This window comes from Janthinobacterium violaceinigrum, assembly GCF_009208555.1.
Taxonomy (GTDB): Bacteria; Pseudomonadota; Gammaproteobacteria; order Burkholderiales; family Burkholderiaceae_D; genus Janthinobacterium; species Janthinobacterium violaceinigrum.
On sequence record NZ_WFLI01000004.1, the window covers coordinates 19626 to 37234 of the forward strand.

General features: G+C 63.0%; 15 protein-coding genes, 1 tRNA gene and 1 pseudogene. 14 read left to right on the plus strand and 3 right to left on the minus strand.

What is annotated here, in order from left to right:
* Window positions 1–14 precede the first annotated feature (14 nt).
* The 5 genes from GCN75_RS04400 to eutC are packed head-to-tail and all read left to right on the plus strand — an operon-like array spanning window position 15 to window position 4895.
* Window positions 15–578: a GbsR/MarR family transcriptional regulator gene (locus GCN75_RS04400; RefSeq protein ID WP_152281543.1), complete on the plus strand. Its 564-nt coding sequence runs from the start codon at window positions 15–17 to the stop codon at window positions 576–578.
* A gap of 35 nt (window positions 579–613) precedes the next feature.
* A complete protein-coding gene (locus GCN75_RS04405) occupies window positions 614–1219 on the plus strand; it encodes a DUF4166 domain-containing protein (RefSeq protein ID WP_152281700.1) in 606 nt (201 codons plus the stop codon).
* Window positions 1216–2679: a TIGR01777 family oxidoreductase gene (locus GCN75_RS04410; RefSeq protein WP_152281544.1), complete on the plus strand. Its 1464-nt coding sequence runs from the start codon at window positions 1216–1218 to the stop codon at window positions 2677–2679. Before GCN75_RS04405 ends, GCN75_RS04410 begins: the two co-directional genes overlap by 4 nt.
* A gap of 44 nt (window positions 2680–2723) precedes the next feature.
* Window positions 2724–4112: an ethanolamine ammonia-lyase subunit EutB gene (locus GCN75_RS04415; RefSeq protein ID WP_152281545.1), complete on the plus strand. Its 1389-nt coding sequence runs from the start codon at window positions 2724–2726 to the stop codon at window positions 4110–4112.
* A 9-nt stretch (window positions 4113–4121) separates the two neighbouring features.
* Entirely contained in the window at window positions 4122–4895 is a 774-nt protein-coding gene (gene eutC, locus GCN75_RS04420) for an ethanolamine ammonia-lyase subunit EutC (RefSeq protein WP_152281546.1), read from the plus strand.
* A gap of 10 nt (window positions 4896–4905) precedes the next feature.
* Here the strand turns inward: eutC and tsaD are convergent, their stop codons facing one another.
* Window positions 4906–5946 carry a tRNA (adenosine(37)-N6)-threonylcarbamoyltransferase complex transferase subunit TsaD gene (gene tsaD / locus GCN75_RS04425; protein ID WP_152281547.1) on the minus strand — a complete coding sequence of 347 codons (1041 nt, stop codon included), beginning with the start codon at window positions 5944–5946 and terminating at the stop codon, window positions 4906–4908.
* 209 nt (window positions 5947–6155) lie between these two features.
* Here tsaD and GCN75_RS04430 point away from each other — a divergent pair, with 209 nt between their 5' ends.
* Window positions 6156–6566 carry a Rieske (2Fe-2S) protein gene (locus GCN75_RS04430; RefSeq protein ID WP_152256674.1) on the plus strand — a complete coding sequence of 137 codons (411 nt, stop codon included), beginning with the start codon at window positions 6156–6158 and terminating at the stop codon, window positions 6564–6566.
* A gap of 47 nt (window positions 6567–6613) precedes the next feature.
* Here the strand turns inward: GCN75_RS04430 and GCN75_RS04435 are convergent, their stop codons facing one another.
* Window positions 6614–7675, minus strand: a complete 1062-nt coding sequence (locus GCN75_RS04435) for a 3-deoxy-7-phosphoheptulonate synthase (RefSeq protein ID WP_099666639.1) — start codon at window positions 7673–7675, stop codon at window positions 6614–6616.
* 150 nt (window positions 7676–7825) lie between these two features.
* A complete protein-coding gene (locus tag GCN75_RS04440; RefSeq protein WP_152281548.1) occupies window positions 7826–8503 on the minus strand; it encodes a hypothetical protein in 678 nt (225 codons plus the stop codon).
* Window positions 8504–8663: 160 nt separating this feature from the next.
* Between GCN75_RS04440 and ybiB the strand changes: the two genes are divergently transcribed.
* From ybiB to GCN75_RS04480, 8 genes and pseudogenes are all read left to right on the plus strand, one after another.
* Window positions 8664–9656, plus strand: a complete 993-nt coding sequence (ybiB, locus tag GCN75_RS04445; RefSeq protein WP_152281549.1) for a DNA-binding protein YbiB — start codon at window positions 8664–8666, stop codon at window positions 9654–9656.
* A gap of 56 nt (window positions 9657–9712) precedes the next feature.
* On the plus strand, window positions 9713–10927 hold the full coding sequence (locus tag GCN75_RS04450) for a BaiN/RdsA family NAD(P)/FAD-dependent oxidoreductase (protein WP_152281550.1): 1215 nt from the start codon (window positions 9713–9715) through the stop codon (window positions 10925–10927).
* A 183-nt stretch (window positions 10928–11110) separates the two neighbouring features.
* Window positions 11111–11323, plus strand: coding sequence for a 30S ribosomal protein S21 (gene rpsU / locus GCN75_RS04455; protein ID WP_008451879.1), 213 nt, complete (start codon window positions 11111–11113; stop codon window positions 11321–11323).
* A gap of 320 nt (window positions 11324–11643) precedes the next feature.
* Window positions 11644–12096 carry a GatB/YqeY domain-containing protein gene (locus GCN75_RS04460; protein WP_152256678.1) on the plus strand — a complete coding sequence of 151 codons (453 nt, stop codon included), beginning with the start codon at window positions 11644–11646 and terminating at the stop codon, window positions 12094–12096.
* A 130-nt stretch (window positions 12097–12226) separates the two neighbouring features.
* Complete coding sequence (gene dnaG, locus GCN75_RS04465) at window positions 12227–14023, plus strand: DNA primase (RefSeq protein WP_152256679.1); 1797 nt, start codon at window positions 12227–12229, stop codon at window positions 14021–14023.
* Window positions 14024–14487: 464 nt separating this feature from the next.
* Window positions 14488–16728, plus strand: coding sequence for an RNA polymerase sigma factor RpoD (rpoD, locus tag GCN75_RS04470; RefSeq protein WP_152281551.1), 2241 nt, complete (start codon window positions 14488–14490; stop codon window positions 16726–16728).
* Window positions 16729–16836: 108 nt separating this feature from the next.
* Window positions 16837–16915 (plus strand) — tRNA-Ile (locus GCN75_RS04475).
* A gap of 311 nt (window positions 16916–17226) precedes the next feature.
* Window positions 17227–17529 (plus strand): annotated as a pseudogene (locus GCN75_RS04480) (tyrosine-type recombinase/integrase); the annotation flags it as partial.
* Window positions 17530–17609 lie beyond the last annotated feature (80 nt).

Below are 17609 nucleotides of genomic sequence, written 5' to 3' on the forward strand. Positions count from 1 at the left end.
AATAAGAGAAAACCATGGAACTGAGTCCAACCACGCAAAAATACATCCTCCACTGGGGCGAAATGGGCACCCGCTGGGGCGTCAACCGCACGGTGGCGCAGATCCACGCGCTGCTGTTCCTGGCAAATGCACCGCTGACGGCGGAAGACATCGCGGCCAGCCTGAACGTGGCCCGCTCGAATGTCAGCAACAGCCTGAAGGAATTGCAAAGCTGGGGCCTGGTCCGCATCACGCACGTGTTGAAGGACCGGCGCGACCACTTCGTCGCCTTGCAGGATGTGTGGGAAATCTTCAGGGTCATCATGGAAGAGCGCAAGCGGCGCGAGATCGATCCGACCCTGACGGTGCTGCGCGAGTGCGCGATCGAGGGCGAACAGGATGCGGCCATACCGCCAGAAACGCTGGCGCGCATGGGCGAAGTGCTGGCCTTCCTGGAAATGCTGAGCAGCACCTACAGCGACTATAAAAATCTGCCGCCGGCGACCCTGCAGCGCATGCTGTCGATGGGCGGCAAGGTGGCCAAGTTCCTCAGCCCGGACGACAAGCCGGCCAAACCGAAAAAGCCGGGCAAGTCGTGAACGGGCCGTCCGAAGGAGAGCTGTTCCGGAAGGTGATGGGGGCGCAGTGGCTCGCCCTGCACCCGGACATCCGCCGCCGCTTCGAGAAAAATCCCGCGCCGGGCCAGCCCCTGTACTACCAGGGCGAACTCACCGAACTTTCCAGCTCGCGCCTGGGCAAGGTGCTGGGCTGGCTCACGCGTCCCTTCATCGACGGCGCCCTGATTCCGCATGACGATCACGATTTCCCCGTCGATATCGAAGTCTATTCGCGCCCCGATTGCCCCTTCATCTACAAGCAGCGCACCTACCGCCTGCATGGCCGCGCGCCGATCCGCTTCACCTCCTACATGGCGGAAAGCGCAAAAGGCGAAGTGCTCGAATACGTGGGCATGGGCCTGGGCATGAAGCTGCTGCTCCACGTCGAGGAGGGCAACCTGCACTTCACCAGCGACGGCTATTTTTGGGATATTTTCGGCTGGCGGATGCCGCTGCCCGGCGTGCTCACGCCCGGCAAGACCTATCTGTGCCACCGCAACGACACGCCGCAGCAGTTCAACATCCGCATCGAGATCCGCCATGCGCTGTTCGGCACCACGTTTACCCAGGTCGGCGTATTCCGCGAAAGCGCGGCGCCGGCAAGTCACAAGGAGACACCATGAATACGCATCTGCTGGCCCTGCAACTGATGGCGGCGCAAGGCTGCCTGGGCGCCTTCGACACCATCTACCACCATGAAATCACGGAGGCGCTGCCGCAAAAGGCGTCGGCGCGCCTCGAATTGACGATCCATGCGACGCGCGCCCTGATCTACAGCCTGCTGTTCGTGGGCCTGGCCGCCTGGGAGTGGCATGGCGCCTGGGCCTGGGTACTGGTGATCGTGTTTGGCGTGGAAATCGTGCTGACCCTGTGGGATTTCGTGGTGGAAGACCAGACCCGTCTCCTGCCCGCCACGGAACGGGTCACGCACACGGTGCTGGCGATTAACGCTGGCGCCTTCATCGCGCTCTTGGCCCTGAACAGCAGCGAGTGGGCCAGCTTGCCGACGGCCCTCGTGTGGCAGCCGTATGGCTGGCTCAGCGTCTTTCTCGCCCTGTGCGGCGTGGGCGTGGGCCTGTCCGGCCTGCGCGACGCGTATGCCGTGTGGCAGCTGGGACGGCGCCAGGCACAGGAGACGGCAGAGCAGGAGGAGCAGCTGTGCTTTGCCAGCACGCCGCAGTCCGTGCTGGTGACGGGCGCCACGGGCTTCATCGGCCAGCAACTGGTGGCTGCCTTGCTGGCCGATGGCCACGCGGTGACGGTGCTGACGCGCCAGCCGAAACAGGCCGCATGGACCTTCGACGGCCAGGTGCGCTGCATCGCGGCGCTGGACGAGCTGTCGGCCGCGCAGCGCATCGACATGGTGGTCAACCTGGCCGGCGCGCGCATCGTCGGACGTCGCTGGACGCCAGCGCGCAAGGCGGCCCTGCGCCGCAGCCGGGTGGCGCTGACGCAGGACCTGGTGGCGTGGATCGCCCGCGCGCAGCACAAGCCGAGGGTGCTGCTGTCGGCGTCGGCCATCGGCTACTACGGCGTGCAGCCGCAGGGCGATGCCACGGCGTTGACGGAGGACAGCGCGCCGCAAGCCATCTTCATGTCGCAGCTGTGCCAGGAATGGGAAGCGGCCGCGCGCCAGGCGGAACGATACGGCGTGCAGGTGGGCTGCATGCGCTTTGGCCTCGTCTTCGGCCACCAGGGTTCGCTGCCGCAGATGCTGCTGCCGATACGCTTCGGCGTGGGCGGTCCGCTGGGCAGCGGCAGGCAGTGGGTCACGTGGGTGCATGTGCGCGACGTCATCCGCGGCATTGCCCATCTGGCGCGCCGCAGCGAAGACCATGCGGTGAACGGCGCGTATAACTTCTGCGCCCCGGACGCCATCGAGCAGCGCCGCTTTGCCCGGGTGGCGGGCGCCGTGCTGCACCGGCCCGCGTTCATGCCCACGCCGGCGTGGCTGATGCGCGCCTTGCTGGGCGAGCAGGCCGACTTGCTGGTGGAAGGCCAGCGGGTCGCCCCGCGCCGGCTGACGGAAGACGGCTTTGTCTTCCGCTATCCGACCGTGGAAGGCGCGCTGCGCAGCCTGTAGCCTGGCGTAGAATGGGGCATTGGAGATGCATTGGAGTTCAATCTATGCCCCGCTTCAGCCATACGATAGACGGCCATACCTATGCCTTCGCCAGCCTGAAGGAGCTGCTGGCGAAGGCCACGCCGCTGCGTTCGGGCGATGTGCTGGCGGGCGTGGCGGCCGCCAGCGCGCGGGAGCGGGTGGCGGCGCAGCTGGCGCTGGCGGACGTGCCCTTATTGACCTTTCTCAATGAGGCGCTGGTGCCGTATGAAGACGATGAAGTCACGCGCCTGATCATCGATTCGCATGACCGTGCCGCATTTGCGTCCCTTTCGCACCTGTGCGTGGGCGATTTCCGGGACTGGCTGCTCGACGACGCAGCGGATACGCAAACGCTGTCCGAGGTCGCCGCCGGCATCACGCCCGAGATGGCGGCGGCCGTCTCAAAAATCATGCGCTTGCAGGACTTGGTGCTGGTGGCCCGCAAATGCCAGGCCGTCACGGCCTTCCGCAACACCCTGGGCCTGGCGGGCCGCTTGTCCACGCGGCTGCAGCCGAACCATCCCACCGATGACGCCACGGGCATTGCCGCGTCCATGCTCGATGGCCTGCTGCTGGGCAGCGGCGACGCCGTGATCGGCATCAATCCCGCCACCGACAATGTGGTGCAGGTGGTGGCACTGCTGCAGCTGCTCGACGCCGTCATCGACCAGTACCAGATTCCCACGCAGTCGTGCGTGCTCACGCACATCACCAATACGCTCGAAGCGATACGCCGCGGCGCGCCCGTCGACCTGGTGTTCCAGTCGGTGGCGGGCACGCAGGCGGCCAACCGCAGCTTCGGCATCGATTTGTCCCTGCTGGCCGAGGGGCGGGCGGCGGCCCTGTCGCTGGGGCGCGGCACGGTGGGTCGCAATGTCATGTATTTCGAGACGGGCCAGGGCAGCGCGCTGTCGGCGAGCGCCCACCACGGCATGGACCAGCAGACGTGCGAGGCGCGCGCGTATGCGGTGGCGCGCGCGTTCCAGCCGCTGCTGGTCAATGCCGTGGTGGGCTTCATCGGCCCCGAGTATCTGTACGACGGCAAGCAGATCCTGCGCGCGGGACTGGAAGACCATTTCTGCGCCAAGCTGCTTGGGCTGCCCATGGGCTGCGACGTGTGCTACACCAACCACGCGGAAGCGGACCAGGATGACATGGACGCCTTGCTGACTATGCTGGGCGTGGCCGGCTGCAATTTCATCATGGGCGTGCCGGGCGCGGACGACATCATGCTCGGCTACCAGAGCACCTCGTTCCACGACGCCCTGTATGCGCGCCGCGTGCTGGGCCTGCGTCCTGCGCCCGAATTCGAGGCCTGGCTGGCGCGCATGCAGATCACGGATGCACAGGGCCTGTTGCACACGGCGCTGGCGCCCGCCTTCCAGGCGGCCCTGCTGCGCCTGGACGACTAGGGAGGATGCATGGACGAGAACAAGCCGTGGCACGCGCTGCGCACGCATACGGCGGCGCGCATCGCGCTGGGACGCCGCGGCGTGAGCGTGCCCACCCGCGCGCAGCTGGCCTTCCAGCTGGCCCACGCGCAGGCGCGCGACGCCGTGCACCTGGCGCTCGACGGCGAGGCCCTGGCGCAGGCGCTGGCGGAACAGGGGCTGGCCAGCGTGCAGCTGCACAGCGCCGCTGCCACGCGCACCGTCTACCTGCAGCGGCCCGACCTGGGGCGCCGGCTCGACGACGCTTCGCGCGCACGGCTGGCCGTTGGTGTAACGGGCGTGGATCTGGCGCTGGTGGCGGCCGACGGCCTGTCGGCGCTGGCCGTGCAGCGCCACGCGGCGCCGTTCCTGGCCGCCTTGCGCGCACGGCTGGCGCTGGAAGCGTGGACGCTGTCGCCGCTGCACATCGTGGCGCAGGGGCGGGTGGCGGTGGGCGACGAGGTGGGGGCGTTGCTGAAGGCGCGCGCCGTGCTGGTGCTGATCGGCGAGCGGCCGGGCCTGAGTTCCCCCGACAGCCTGGGCCTGTACCTGACGTGGGCGCCAAAAGTAGGCTTGCTGGACGAGCACCGCAACTGCATCTCGAACGTGCGTCCGCAAGGCCTGGCGTATGCGCCGGCCGCGTACCGGCTGCACTACCTGCTGGCGCAGGCGTTCCGGCGGCAGCTGTCGGGCGTGGACTTGAAGGATGAAACGGTGGAAGAGGGCGCGGCCCTGGCGGGCACGCGTAATTTCCTGCTGGAGTGAGCGGCGGGGATCAGACTTCGCGGATTTCGTCCAGCGGCCAGCGCGGGCGCACATTGAACGAGTAATCGTGCTTGGCCGCCTGCGGGTTGATCTGCAGGCGCATGGCGCCGGCAAAGGCGATCATGGCGCCGTTATCGGTACAGAATTCCAGCTCCGGGTAATACACTTTGAAGCGTTTCTTGGCGGCCGCCGCGTTGAGCGAGGCGCGCAATTGCGCGTTGGCGCCCACGCCGCCGGCGATCACCAGGCGCTTCAAGCCCGTGTGCTTGAGGGCGGACACGCATTTGGCCGTCAGCACGTCGACGATGGCGTCGACGAAGCCGCGCGCGATGTTCGCTTTGTCCTGCTCGCAGATATTGGCGATGACTTTTTCTTCATGGTTCTTCACGACCGTCAGCACGGCCGTCTTCAGCCCCGAAAAGCTGAAGTTGAAATCCTTCGAGTGCAGCATGGGGCGAGGCAGCTTGTAGGCAAGCGGATCGCCGAATTCGGCCAGGCGCGAAATGGCGGGGCCGCCCGGATAGCCCAGTCCCAGCAGCTTGGCCGACTTGTCGAATGCCTCGCCGGCCGCATCGTCCAGGGTTTCGCCCAGCATCGTGTACTGGCCCACGCCATCGACGCGCATCAGTTGCGTGTGGCCGCCCGATACCAGCAGCGCGATGAACGGAAATTCCGGCGGCTCCGACGCCAGCAGCGGCGACAGCAGATGGCCTTCCAGGTGGTGGATGCCCAGCACGGGCTTGTTGATGGCCAGGCCCAGGCTGCAGGCGACGGAGGACCCCACCAGCAGCGCGCCGGCCAGTCCGGGACCCTGCGTGTAGGCGATGGCGTCGATCTCGGGCAGGGTGATGCCGGCCTTGGAAAGGGTTTCATCGAGCAGCGGGATGGCGCGGCGGATATGGTCGCGCGACGCCAGTTCCGGCACCACGCCGCCATATTGCTCGTGCATGGCTACTTGCGAATAGAGGGCGTGCGACAGCAGGCCGCGTTGCGTGTCGTACAAGGCCAGGCCGGTTTCGTCACAGGAGGATTCGACGCCAAGAACAATCATGAAGGTGCTAAATAGGGAGGAGTAATCCGCCATTGTAAAGGAAAGCCGGGCAGTCCACCGTGCGGCGGGCGCACCATTTCGGCGGCAGTGTGCACTCGCGCAGTGCGCTGCGGTGGGTCTTTTCCCGTATTTTGGCCGTTCTGCGCCCGCAGCGGCACTGGCACCGCTCTTGCTTAGACAGGCATGTGCCTTTTTCACGGGAGTCCGCGATGCCAGAACAATGGAAAATGATATGCCGCCTGAAGGACATGCCGCTGGCCGGCGCGCGCATGGTGCAGCGGGGCCTGGCGTGGCAGGACTTGCCGGGCGTGGCGCTGTTCCGCGCGCTGGATGATACGGTGTACGCCTTGCTCGACACGGTGCCCTGCCTGGGCGGCCCGCTGGCGCACGGGGTGCTGATGGAGAAAAACCTGATGGGCCCGAAGAACAGCTGGATCATCGAGCTCGATTCGGGCCGCCTGGTGGCGCCCGTGCAGGGCATGGCGCGCCTGTACGCCGTGCGCATCCTCGATGGGCGCATCTACCTGGATGTCAATGAACTCAATATCCCGGCCAGCAAGGCCGAACAGGCGCTGGCGGGATCGTTTGCCGTGCTGCCGCATGTGCAGATGGCAGGATGAGGAAAAAAACGGCGCACAAGGCGCCGTTTTTCGTATCCGCAGCTGGCTTATGCCGGGCGGTTTAACAAATGCGCATGCGCATCGCGCAGCATGGTGGCCGTCGTGTCCCAGTCGATGCAGCCGTCGGTGACGGAGCAGCCGTAGGTCAGTTGCGACAGGTCTTGCGGGATCTTCTGGTTGCCGCCGACGATGTTCGATTCGATCATCACGCCCACCAGCGAGCGGTTGCCCTGGCGGATCTGGTTGACCACGTCGGCCATCACCAGCGGTTGCAGTTCCGGCTTCTTGTAGCTGTTCGCGTGCGAGCAGTCGACCACCAGGTTGGCCGGCAGCTTGGCCTTGGCCAGTGCCTGTTCGGCGATGGCGATCGAGACCGAATCGTAGTTCGGGCGGCCGTCGCCGCCGCGCAGCACCACGTGGCCGTACGCGTTGCCGCGCGTGCGCACGATGGCGACATTGCCTTCGCCGTTAATGCCCAGGAAGGAGTGCGGATGCGCCGACGACAGGATGGCATTGACGGCGATGCTGATGTCGCCATCGGTGCCGTTCTTGAAGCCGACGGGCGTCGACAGGCCCGACGACATTTCGCGGTGCGTCTGCGATTCCGTGGTGCGCGCGCCGATGGCCGTCCAGGCGATCAGGTCGCCCAGGTATTGCGGCGAGATGGGGTCCAGCGCCTCGGTGGCGGTGGGCAGGCCCAGTTCGCACACGTCGAGCAGGAACTGGCGCGCCTTTTCCATGCCTTCGTTGACCTTGAACGAGTCGTCCATGTACGGGTCGTTGATATAGCCTTTCCAGCCCGTGGTGGTACGCGGTTTTTCGAAATACACGCGCATCACCAGCAGCATCGTGTCCTTGACTTCCTCTTGCAGCGCTTTCAGGCGGCGCGCGTAATCGAGGCCGGCGACGGGGTCGTGGATGGAGCAGGGACCGACGACGACGAACAGGCGCTGGTCCTTGCGGTCGATGATGTTGCGCAGCGCTTCGCGGCCGCGGCTGACGGTGTCGAAGGCGCTTTCCGACAGGGGCAGCTTGGCGTGCAGTTCGGCCGGCGTCGGCATGGGCGCGAAGGAGGTGACGTTGATATTTTCGATGTCTGGCGTATTCATGATTCTGGCTAGGCTTTCGCTATTGCGTTCTTTAAGAGGCAATAGTGTAGCGGAAATGCGGGCTGGCGGCGGGGAAGGGGGTAAAACGGGAATGGATGAGTTGTTTTTATGGCAGGGCCGGCACGCTGCCGGCCCCCATTAATCAGCTGTTCAATGGCCGCCGGCCAGGCTGGCGCCAAAGGTGTAGCGGGCGATGCGCTGGTAGTTGTCGGCCAGCTCAGGCGGCCTGGGCAGGCCGGGGTGGCGCCGCACGTGCGCGAGGATGGCCGTTTCGTGCTGGCGTATCTGCGCATCCAGGCAGGCGATCTGCTGGCGCAGCAATTGATGCAGTGCAATCTGTCCCGCATGGAAATGGTCTTCCAGCCGCAGCATCTCCTGCTTGCGCAATTGCCGCACGGCTTGCAGGCGGCGCAGCCACAGGCGCAGTTCCACGTAGGCGGCCGACGGCGGCGTCCAGGGGGCAGGGCGTGTCGCGGCGCAATACTGCGCTAGCACCACGGCGCCGCGCACTGCGCCGCCAGGCAAGCCGCAGCCGCGCGCATACGCTTCCAGCGGACCCGGCTGGGCATCGCACACCAGCATGCCCATGTCGGCCAGCACGCGGGCGGCCACCTCGCTGTACGGATCGTCCAGGCGCATGCAGACGCGCAAGCCCATGACGGGCACGTCGTTCCTTTGCAGCCAGCTGCGCAGCCAGCGGTAGCCGGCCAGGTCGTTTTCCAGTACCTTGCACAGCACCTCGCCGGCCGAGATCAGTACGGCCTTGAGCAACAGCTTGCTCGTTTCGATGCCGACGAAGGCGCTTTCCTGTTTGGTCGCGTGTTCCATGATGAGTCCTCCTGTGTATGGATATACGCAGCGGTGGCATGGCTGGATTCAACGCGATGCATATTTCGGGAGGAAATATTTTTCTGGCGGACTGTTGCATTGGCGCATTTTGCTGCCGCCAGGCCGTCTGCCTGGGGAAAAATCCGTGTAAGCTGGTGCCATGACTACTGTTTCCATACCCCATACCGACGTGGCCGGCGAGCCATTTCCCGCCGCGCGTTTCATCAAGGAAATAGGACGCGGCAAGAACGGTGCGCGCAGCATGACGCGCGACGACGCCTGCGCCCTGTACCGCGCCATGCTCGAGGGCCGCGTGTCGGACCTGGAACTGGGCGGCATTTTGTTGTCGATGCGCATCAAAGGCGAGTCCGTCGAGGAAATCGCCGGCTTCCTCGACGCGGCCGAAGCGTCGTTCGTCCCGCTGGCCGCGCCGGCCGGCGAGTTTGCGCCCATCATCATTCCCAGCTACAACGGCGCGCGCAAGATGGCCAACCTGACGGCCCTGCTGGCGCTGCTGCTGGCGCGCGCGGGCGCGCCCGTGCTCGTGCATGGCGTCACCAGCGACCCGGGCCGCATCACGACGGCCGAAGTGCTGGCCGCGCTGGGCGTGCCGGCCTCGCCCGACCATGCGCAGGCCGAGGCCGCCATGGCGCGCGGGGAGGTCGCCTTCCTGCCCATCGCCGCGCTGGCGCCGCGCCTGGCGTACATGCTGTCTTTGCGGCGCGTATTGGGCGTGCGCAATTCCACGCATACCTTGGTGAAGATCATGCAGCCGTTCGCGGGTCCCGCACTGCGGCTGGTGTCGTACACGCATCCGGAATACCTGGAAATGCTCGGCGAATATTTCCTCACGGCGTCGCCGCCGGCGCGCGGCGACGCGTTCCTGATGCGCGGCACGGAAGGCGAGACGGTGGCCAATGCCAACAAGGCGCAGCAGATCGACTGGTTCCATGGCGGCGAACGCACGGTGCTGGTGGAAAAGCAGCTGCTGGTGGACGAATTGCCGCACTTGCCGGCCGAGCGTGATGCGGCCACCACGGCCGACTGGATCGCCGCCGTGCTGCGGGGCGAAGTGCCCGTGCCGCCATCGATCGCCGAGCAGGTCGCGCAATGCCTGATGGCGTCGCGGCAGATTGCAGCACGGTCGCGCTAGCCGCGCCGCCGCAGTTTACAATGGCGTCTTTGTAATCAGCGGTGACCGGAATTCTTATGGCAAAACAATTTGATGTGGCAGTGATCGGCGCGGGCGCGGCCGGCATGATGTGTGCGGCTGTTGCCGCCCAGCAAGGCAAGCGCGTGGTGTTGATCGATCACGCGGCCAAGCTGGCCGAAAAGATCCGCATCTCGGGTGGTGGACGGTGTAATTTCACTAATATTAACGCCACGCCACAAAATTTCCTCTCGGAAAACCCGCATTTCTGCAAGAGCGCACTGTCGCGCTATACGCCGCAGGATTTCCTCGCGCTGGTGAAAAAATACCGGATCGGCTACCACGAAAAGCACAAGGGCCAGCAATTCTGCAATGAATCGGCCGAGCAGATCATCGACATGCTCAAGGACGAGTGCGCCGCTGGCGGCGTGCATTGGTGCATGCCGTGCAAGATCGACAATGTTGCCCAGCAAGCAGATGGCGGCTTCGTGCTGCAGACGGACAGCGGCGACATCGAGACGGCCAGCATCGTCATCGCCACGGGCGGCCTGTCGATTCCGAAGATCGGCGCCACGGATTTTGCCTACCGCATCGCCAAACAATTCGATTTGATGATGGTCGAGCCCCGTCCGGCCCTGGTGCCGCTGACGTTCGATCCGGCCAGCTGGGCGCCGTTCGCGGAACTGTCCGGCATCGCGCTGGAAGTGGACGTGGAGACGGGCAGCCTGAAAGGCCGCAAGGCAACGGGCGCGCGTTTCCGCGAAGACTTGCTGTTCACGCACCGCGGCCTGTCGGGCCCGGCGATTCTGCAGATTTCCAGCTATTGGTTGCCCAGCACGCCCATCGTCATCAACCTGCTGCCGGAAGTGGATGTGGCGCAGACCTTGATCGAAGGCAAGGGCACCCTGAAGAAACAGCTGGGCAATATCGTGGCGCAATGGCTGCCGCAGCGCCTGGCGGACTGCTTGCTGGCCGTCAACGGCCTGGCGCCGGACGCGCGCATCGCCGACATGCCCGACGCCCAGCTGCGCAAGCTGGGGCAGGCCATCAATGCCTGGTCCATCGTGCCGAACGGCTCCGAAGGTTACCGCAAGGCCGAAGTGACGCGTGGCGGCATCGATACGCGCGAGCTGTCGCAGCAGACCATGATGGCGAATAAGGTGCCGGGCCTGTATTTCATCGGCGAATCGGTCGACGTGACGGGCTGGCTGGGCGGCTACAACTTCCAGTGGGCCTGGGCTTCCGGCGTGGCGGCAGGTATTGCCTTGCAGTAAGCAAGTCTGTAGGATGGGGTTCTGGCGCCCGGTGCGCCGGCCCCGGTGCGTGGTTTACGCCACATTCCGGCAGCGATCGCAGGCTGCATGCCGCACGCAAGTGGGGGAGGGGCTTCCCTTTCCGAATAAAAGCTGCTACTATCTATCTCTTCCTATACACCACCTCAACGGTTTGAATTTTACATGACCACTATTCGCCTTAAAGAAAACGAGCCGTTCGAAGTCGCAATGCGTCGCTTCAAACGCACCATCGAAAAAACGGGTCTGCTGACCGAATTGCGCGCACGCGAATTCTACGAAAAGCCAACAGCTGAGCGCAAGCGCAAGCTGGCAGCTGCTGTCAAGCGTCATTACAAACGCATCCGCAGCCAACAACTGCCGAAAAAATTATTCTAAGACTGTTCAGTCAGAACCAACCCGGGTAGTTCGGCGCATTGTTCGCCACGGGTTTTGTTTTGATTCGCCTGAAGTGATACTTCAGATGAGTCGCATACCCGCTCCGGTTCGCCGCAGCGGGTTTTCGCTTTTGTGGCTGCCTGCTTGGAGTACCTGACAGAACCATAGCGAGCGGCAGTGAGTTGCGGCTGAGAAGCGCAGCTGTGCGAATGCACAGTGAGCATCGGAGGCCGCAAATCGCGATGCGCAGTAGCTTATGTCAGGTACTCTTAGTCTGCGCACATCAGCATCGAGCCCCACTTACCAACACGAGGATTGCCATGAGCTTGAAAGAACAAATTACCGAAGACATGAAAAACGCCATGCGCGCCAAGGAAGCGGGCAAGCTGGGCACGATTCGCCTGTTGCTGGCGGAAATCAAGCGCAAGGAAGTCGACGAGCGCATCGAATTGACGGATGCCCACGTGACGGCCATCGTGGAAAAGATGATCAAGCAGCGCAAGGATTCGATCACCCAGTTCGAAGCGGGCGGCCGTGCCGACCTGGCCGACATCGAAAAAGCCGAGCTGGTGCACCTGATCGGCTACATGCCTGCGGGTCTGTCGGAAGACGAAGTGGCGGCCGAAGTGGCTGCTGCCGTGGCCGCCTCGGGCGCCGCCGGTCCGCAAGACATGGGCAAGGTCATGGCCATCGTCAAGCCGAAGCTGGCGGGCCGCGCCGACATGACCGTTGTTTCCGCCCTGGTCAAGAAAGCCTTGACGCCGGCAGCGTAAGCATACAATAGTAGTAAAGGCTGCCAGCCGTCGCGCTGGCAGCCTGTTAACAGCCCACACGTTGACCTGGCTCAACCTCCGGCCACGTGCGGTAGTATAGTCTGACCTATAACAAGACCCGCCCTAGCCAGTGATACCTCAATCCTTCATTTCCGATTTGCTCAACCGCGTCGATATCGTCGATGTCGTGGGCCGCTATGTGCAACTGAAAAAAGGTGGCGCCAATTTCATGGGCTTGTGCCCGTTCCACAGTGAAAAATCGCCCAGCTTTACCGTCAGCCCTACCAAGCAGTTCTATCATTGTTTCGGCTGTGGCGCGCATGGCACCTCGATCGGTTTCCTGATCGAATACTCGGGCATGGGCTTTGTCGATGCCGTCAAGGACCTGGCGCAGAACGTGGGCATGGTCGTGCCGGAAGCGGACGACAAGATCCCGCCGGCCCAGCGCGCGCAGATCCAGGCGCAAAGCCTGGCCCTGTCCGATGCCATGACGCAGGCTTGCGATTATTACCGCGGGCAATTGCGCCACGCGCCGGAAGCCATCGCCTACCTCAAAAACCGGGGCTTGACGGGCGAAGTGGCCGCTCGCTTCGGCATGGGTTTCGCGCCCGGCGGCTGGGACAACCTGCGCTCCGTCTTCCCCGACTACGACGTGGTGGCCCTGGCCGAAGCGGGCCTGGTGATCGACAAGGTCGATGAAGAGGGCAATAACCGCAAGCGTTACGACCGTTTCCGCGAACGCATCATGTTTCCGATTCGCAATACCAAGGGCCAGGTCATCGCCTTTGGCGGCCGCGTGCTCGACCATGGCGAACCGAAATACCTGAACTCGCCGGAAACCCCCTTGTTTTCCAAGGGTTTCGAACTATATGGGTTGTTCGAGGCGCGCCAGGCCATCCGCGACGCCGGCTATGTGCTGGTGACGGAAGGCTACATGGACGTGGTGGCGCTGGCGCAGATGGGTTTCCCGCAAGCGGTGGCCACCCTGGGCACGGCGTGCACGCCCACGCACGTGCAAAAACTGCTGCGCCAGACCGACAGCGTGATCTTCAGCTTTGACGGCGACAAGGCCGGCCGCCGCGCCGCCCGCCGCGCGCTGGAAGCGAGCCTGGCCCACGTGTCGGACAATAAGACCATCAAATTCCTGTTCTTGCCGTCGGAACACGATCCGGACAGCTACATCCGCGAATTCGGCGCCGAAGGCTTCGAGCAGCAAGTGCATGAAGCCATGCCGCTGTCGCAATTCCTGCTCAAGGAAGTGTCGGGCGAGCATGATCTGTCGGAGCCGGAAGGGCGCGCCCGCGTGCAGTTCGACGCCAAGCCCCTGCTGCAACTGATGGCGCCGTCGTCCTTGCGTTTGCAGATCGTGCGCGGGTTGGCGCAGCTGACGCAGTCCACGCCGGCCGAGATCGAGGCGTTGTTCGAGCTGGCCAAGCCTGTTGCCGTGGCGCATCGCGCGCCGCCGAAATCGGGCCGCCCCGTTCCTGTCGGGCTGGAATTGAAGATCATGCGCATGCTGGTGGCGCATCCGCCCTTGACCCTGCGCATCGACGAGGCCGCCCTGGCCGCCTTCCAGCACCTGGGGCCCGATGCGGCGCACAGTCTGGGGCAGCTGGTGGCCGTGGGCCAGGCGCTGGGCGAGCACGGCAGCTTTGCCGCGTTGGCGCAGCAGTTGAAAGAGCTGGGCAGCGAATACGACGAGATCATCGGCGAGATCGCGGCCGGCACGGAATCCGATTACGACAGCGAATTGTCGTGGCTGGTGAGCACCATCCGCGAGATCAAATTGAATGCCTTGAAGGCGGAATTGCAGCAATTGTTTGCGTCGGGTTTGCCATCCGAGAAAATTGGTGTACGCTACCGCGAAATCATGCAGGAGCAAGGTGAGCTGGAGCGTGAGCGCGATGCCGAGTTGGTGAATCGATAACCTTGCTCTGGGGGTATGGCGCGCACTGGAAAAACATTTTTCGCGTGCTATAATTAAATGCTAAGTATTGTGTGCTTTGGCAAGCTAGTTCTGTTTCGTAAATAGTATTTGTTTTCAGTAAGTTAGGCTCTTGATCGGCGCGGTGGATCGTGTCGGCAGCCAGGGCCAACTGGCGTTTTCGGCGTTGCGGGCAGGGCTCGCAGACGCTGGCAAGCCGCGCCAGGCTCTCGCTCCCAACGCGGTCGATGCAGGAATTTTTGCCGAGACGGCTGGCAACAGCCGGTGGACAGGAATTGCTGCGCTTCCCGCGGATCGTGGCCGATGAGGTGTAAGTAACGTAACAGTGTCGAATTTGCGTAGTCGGCAGGTTCGAAGATGGTGGTTCCCGCAGGTAGACAGGGAGCTGGCAGCAAACTTTATCCTAATCCACCGTAAAGCAAGTCGTTGTGTAATCGAAAGCGCCTGTGCCAATCAAGAAACCCGAATCCAAAGCGGCTGCAAAGCCCACTAAAGTTACCACGAAAGCCGAAAAGGCGCTCGACCGGCCAGAAGCCCGCGTAACCAGCGCGCCGCCTGTGGTCAGCCAGACCACCGATGCTGCCACCCTGGCAGCCATCGATACGTCCGGTTATGTCTTGCCGTCGGTAAAAGTGCCAGGCCGCCGCGGCCGCAAGCCCAAAGAATTCCAGCCAGAAAATGATGAAGTCGCCGCGCTGAACGCCGTCGAACGGGCCGAGCTGAAGGCTGTCGACAAGGCCAAGGCCAAGGACCGCAAGGCGAAGGAGCGCGCGCTGCTGAAAGACGCGTTTTCGTCCGACACGGAAGCGAGCGAGGAAGAACTCGAGCGCCGGCGCCAGAAACTCAAGACCCTGATCAAGTTCGGCAAGGAACGCGGTTTCCTCACGTATGCGGAAATCAACGATCACTTGCCCGAAAACATCGTCGATCCGGAAGCCATCGAAGGCATCATCGGTACCTTCAATGACATGGGCATCGCCGTCTACGAACACGCGCCCGATGCGGAAACGTTGTTGCTGTCCGATAACGTTGCCGTCGTCACCAGCGACGACGAAGCGGAAGCAGCGGCCGAGGCCGCATTATCGACCGTCGATTCCGATTTCGGCCGCACCACCGACCCCGTGCGCATGTACATGCGCGAAATGGGCTCGGTCGAGCTGCTGACGCGTGAAGGCGAGATCGAGATTGCCAAACGTATCGAAGATGGCTTGAAAGACATGATCCAGGCCATTTCCGCCTGTCCCGTGACGATCGCCGAAATCATCGCCGCCGCCGACCGCATCGCCAACGAAGAGATCAAGATCGACGAAATCGTCGACGGTCTCGTCGATGAAAACGAACCGGTCGCCGCGCCTGTCGTGGTCGCCCCCGTCGAAGAAGACGAGGAAGAAGGCGAAGCGGAAGAAGAGGAAGAAGAAGAGGAAGAAGAAGCGAGCGCGTCGGGCGCCGCCGGTTTCTCGGCGGAACAGCTGGAAACCCTGAAACGCACGGCGCTGGAAAAATTTGCCGTCATTTCTCAGCAGTTCGACAAGATGCGCCGCGCCTTCGAAAAAGAAGGCTACAACTCGAAACCCTACGCCAAGGCGCAGGAAGCCATTTCGCAAGAATTGCTGGGCATCCGCTTCACGGCCAAGGTGGTGGAAAAGCTGTGCGACACTCTGCGTGGCCAGGTCGACGAAGTGCGCCATATCGAGAAGCAGATCCTCGACGTGGCCGTGAACCGCTGCGGCATGCCGCGCGCCCACTTCATCAAGGTCTTCCCGGGCAATGAAACCAACCTCGACTGGGTCGATGGCGAAGTCAACGCAGGACACGCGTACAGCGCCATCCTGGGCCGCAACATTCCGACCGTCAAGGAACTGCAGCAGCGTCTGATCGACCTGCAGGCGCGGGTCGTGCTGCCGCTGCCGGACTTGCGCAACATCAACCGCCAGATGGCGGCCGGTGAAATGAAGGCGCGCAAGGCCAAGCGCGAAATGACGGAGGCCAACTTGCGCCTGGTTATTTCGATCGCCAAGAAATACACGAACCGGGGCCTGCAATTCCTCGACCTGATCCAGGAAGGCAATATCGGCCTGATGAAGGCCGTCGACAAGTTCGAGTACCGCCGCGGTTACAAGTTCTCGACCTATGCCACCTGGTGGATCCGCCAGGCCATCACGCGCTCGATCGCCGACCAGGCGCGCACGATCCGTATCCCCGTGCACATGATCGAGACGATCAACAAGATGAACCGGATTTCCCGCCAGATCCTGCAGGAAACGGGCGCGGAGCCCGATCCGGCCACCCTGGCGATCAAGATGGAGATGCCCGAGGACAAGATCCGCAAGATCATGAAAATCGCCAAGGAACCGATCTCGATGGAAACGCCGATCGGCGACGATGACGATTCCCACCTGGGCGACTTCATCGAGGACAACAACACCCTGGCGCCGGCCGATGCGGCCCTGCACGCATCGATGCGCGGCGTGGTCAAGGATGTGCTCGATTCCCTGACGCCACGCGAAGCGAAAGTGCTGCGCATGCGTTTCGGCATCGAGATGTCCACCGACCATACCCTGGAAGAAGTGGGCAAGCAATTTGACGTGACGCGCGAGCGCATCCGCCAGATCGAAGCCAAGGCGCTGCGCAAGCTGCGCCACCCATCGCGCTCCGACAAGCTGAAAAGCTTCTTGGAAGGCAACTAGAAGCCAATAGGGCTTGACGTACGCCCCTGATACCCCTATCCTCGCGTGTCCGTTTCCAAAACGGCCGCGCGAGGCGGGCATCAACAGCGCCGCCACGCCGCAGTCCCCGGGCCTCTAGCTCATGCTTGGTTAGAGCAGCGGACTCATAATCCGTTGGTGCCGTGTTCGACTCACGGGAGGCCCACCAGAATTTGCAGCAATAGAACAAGCCCCGGCGGGTGACTGCTGGGGCTTTTTTTATGCGCGAGACGCTCACCGCAAGGTTTGTTATTCGGACAGACTAGCTGGTTTCGTCACTAATTTCATCTTATAGCGGTACGGAGTGCATAGGAGGCGCTGCGCATTTTGCCTGCCGTTCGACCCTGTGTTTGCAATTAAGTAAAGTACAGGTCATTATCGTTGTTCAACGTGGCTATGGTTGGGCTTGTGTCTGAATGGCGGACCTGACCCTGCCACCTGCGCGTACTTCTTTTGCAGTATGGCCGTCATGCAGTGCGCGTTTTTACTTACGATGGTGTACCTATAGTTGCCGCTACAACGGCTGCTTGGTATAAGGCGCTAAAGCGTTGTGGTATTGATAATTTCCGGTGGCATGACCTGCGGCATACATGGGCCAGTTGGCATGTGCAGCGTGGTACCCCGTTGCATGTATTGCAGGAACTAGGCGGATGGCAATCTGCTCAAATGGTGAGACGTTATGCTCATTTTTCGGCGGGGCATCTGGCTGCACATGCGGCCAATCTTCCGGTGCTGATGATTACCCCACAATCCCTTGTTGCAGAGATATTGGGCAGTGATTGATGTATATTAGTCCCTAGCGAACTTGTGGCGACTTGGTATAGTGTTAAGCATTCCGTTTAGCTTCGTTCGGGCTGTGAGCT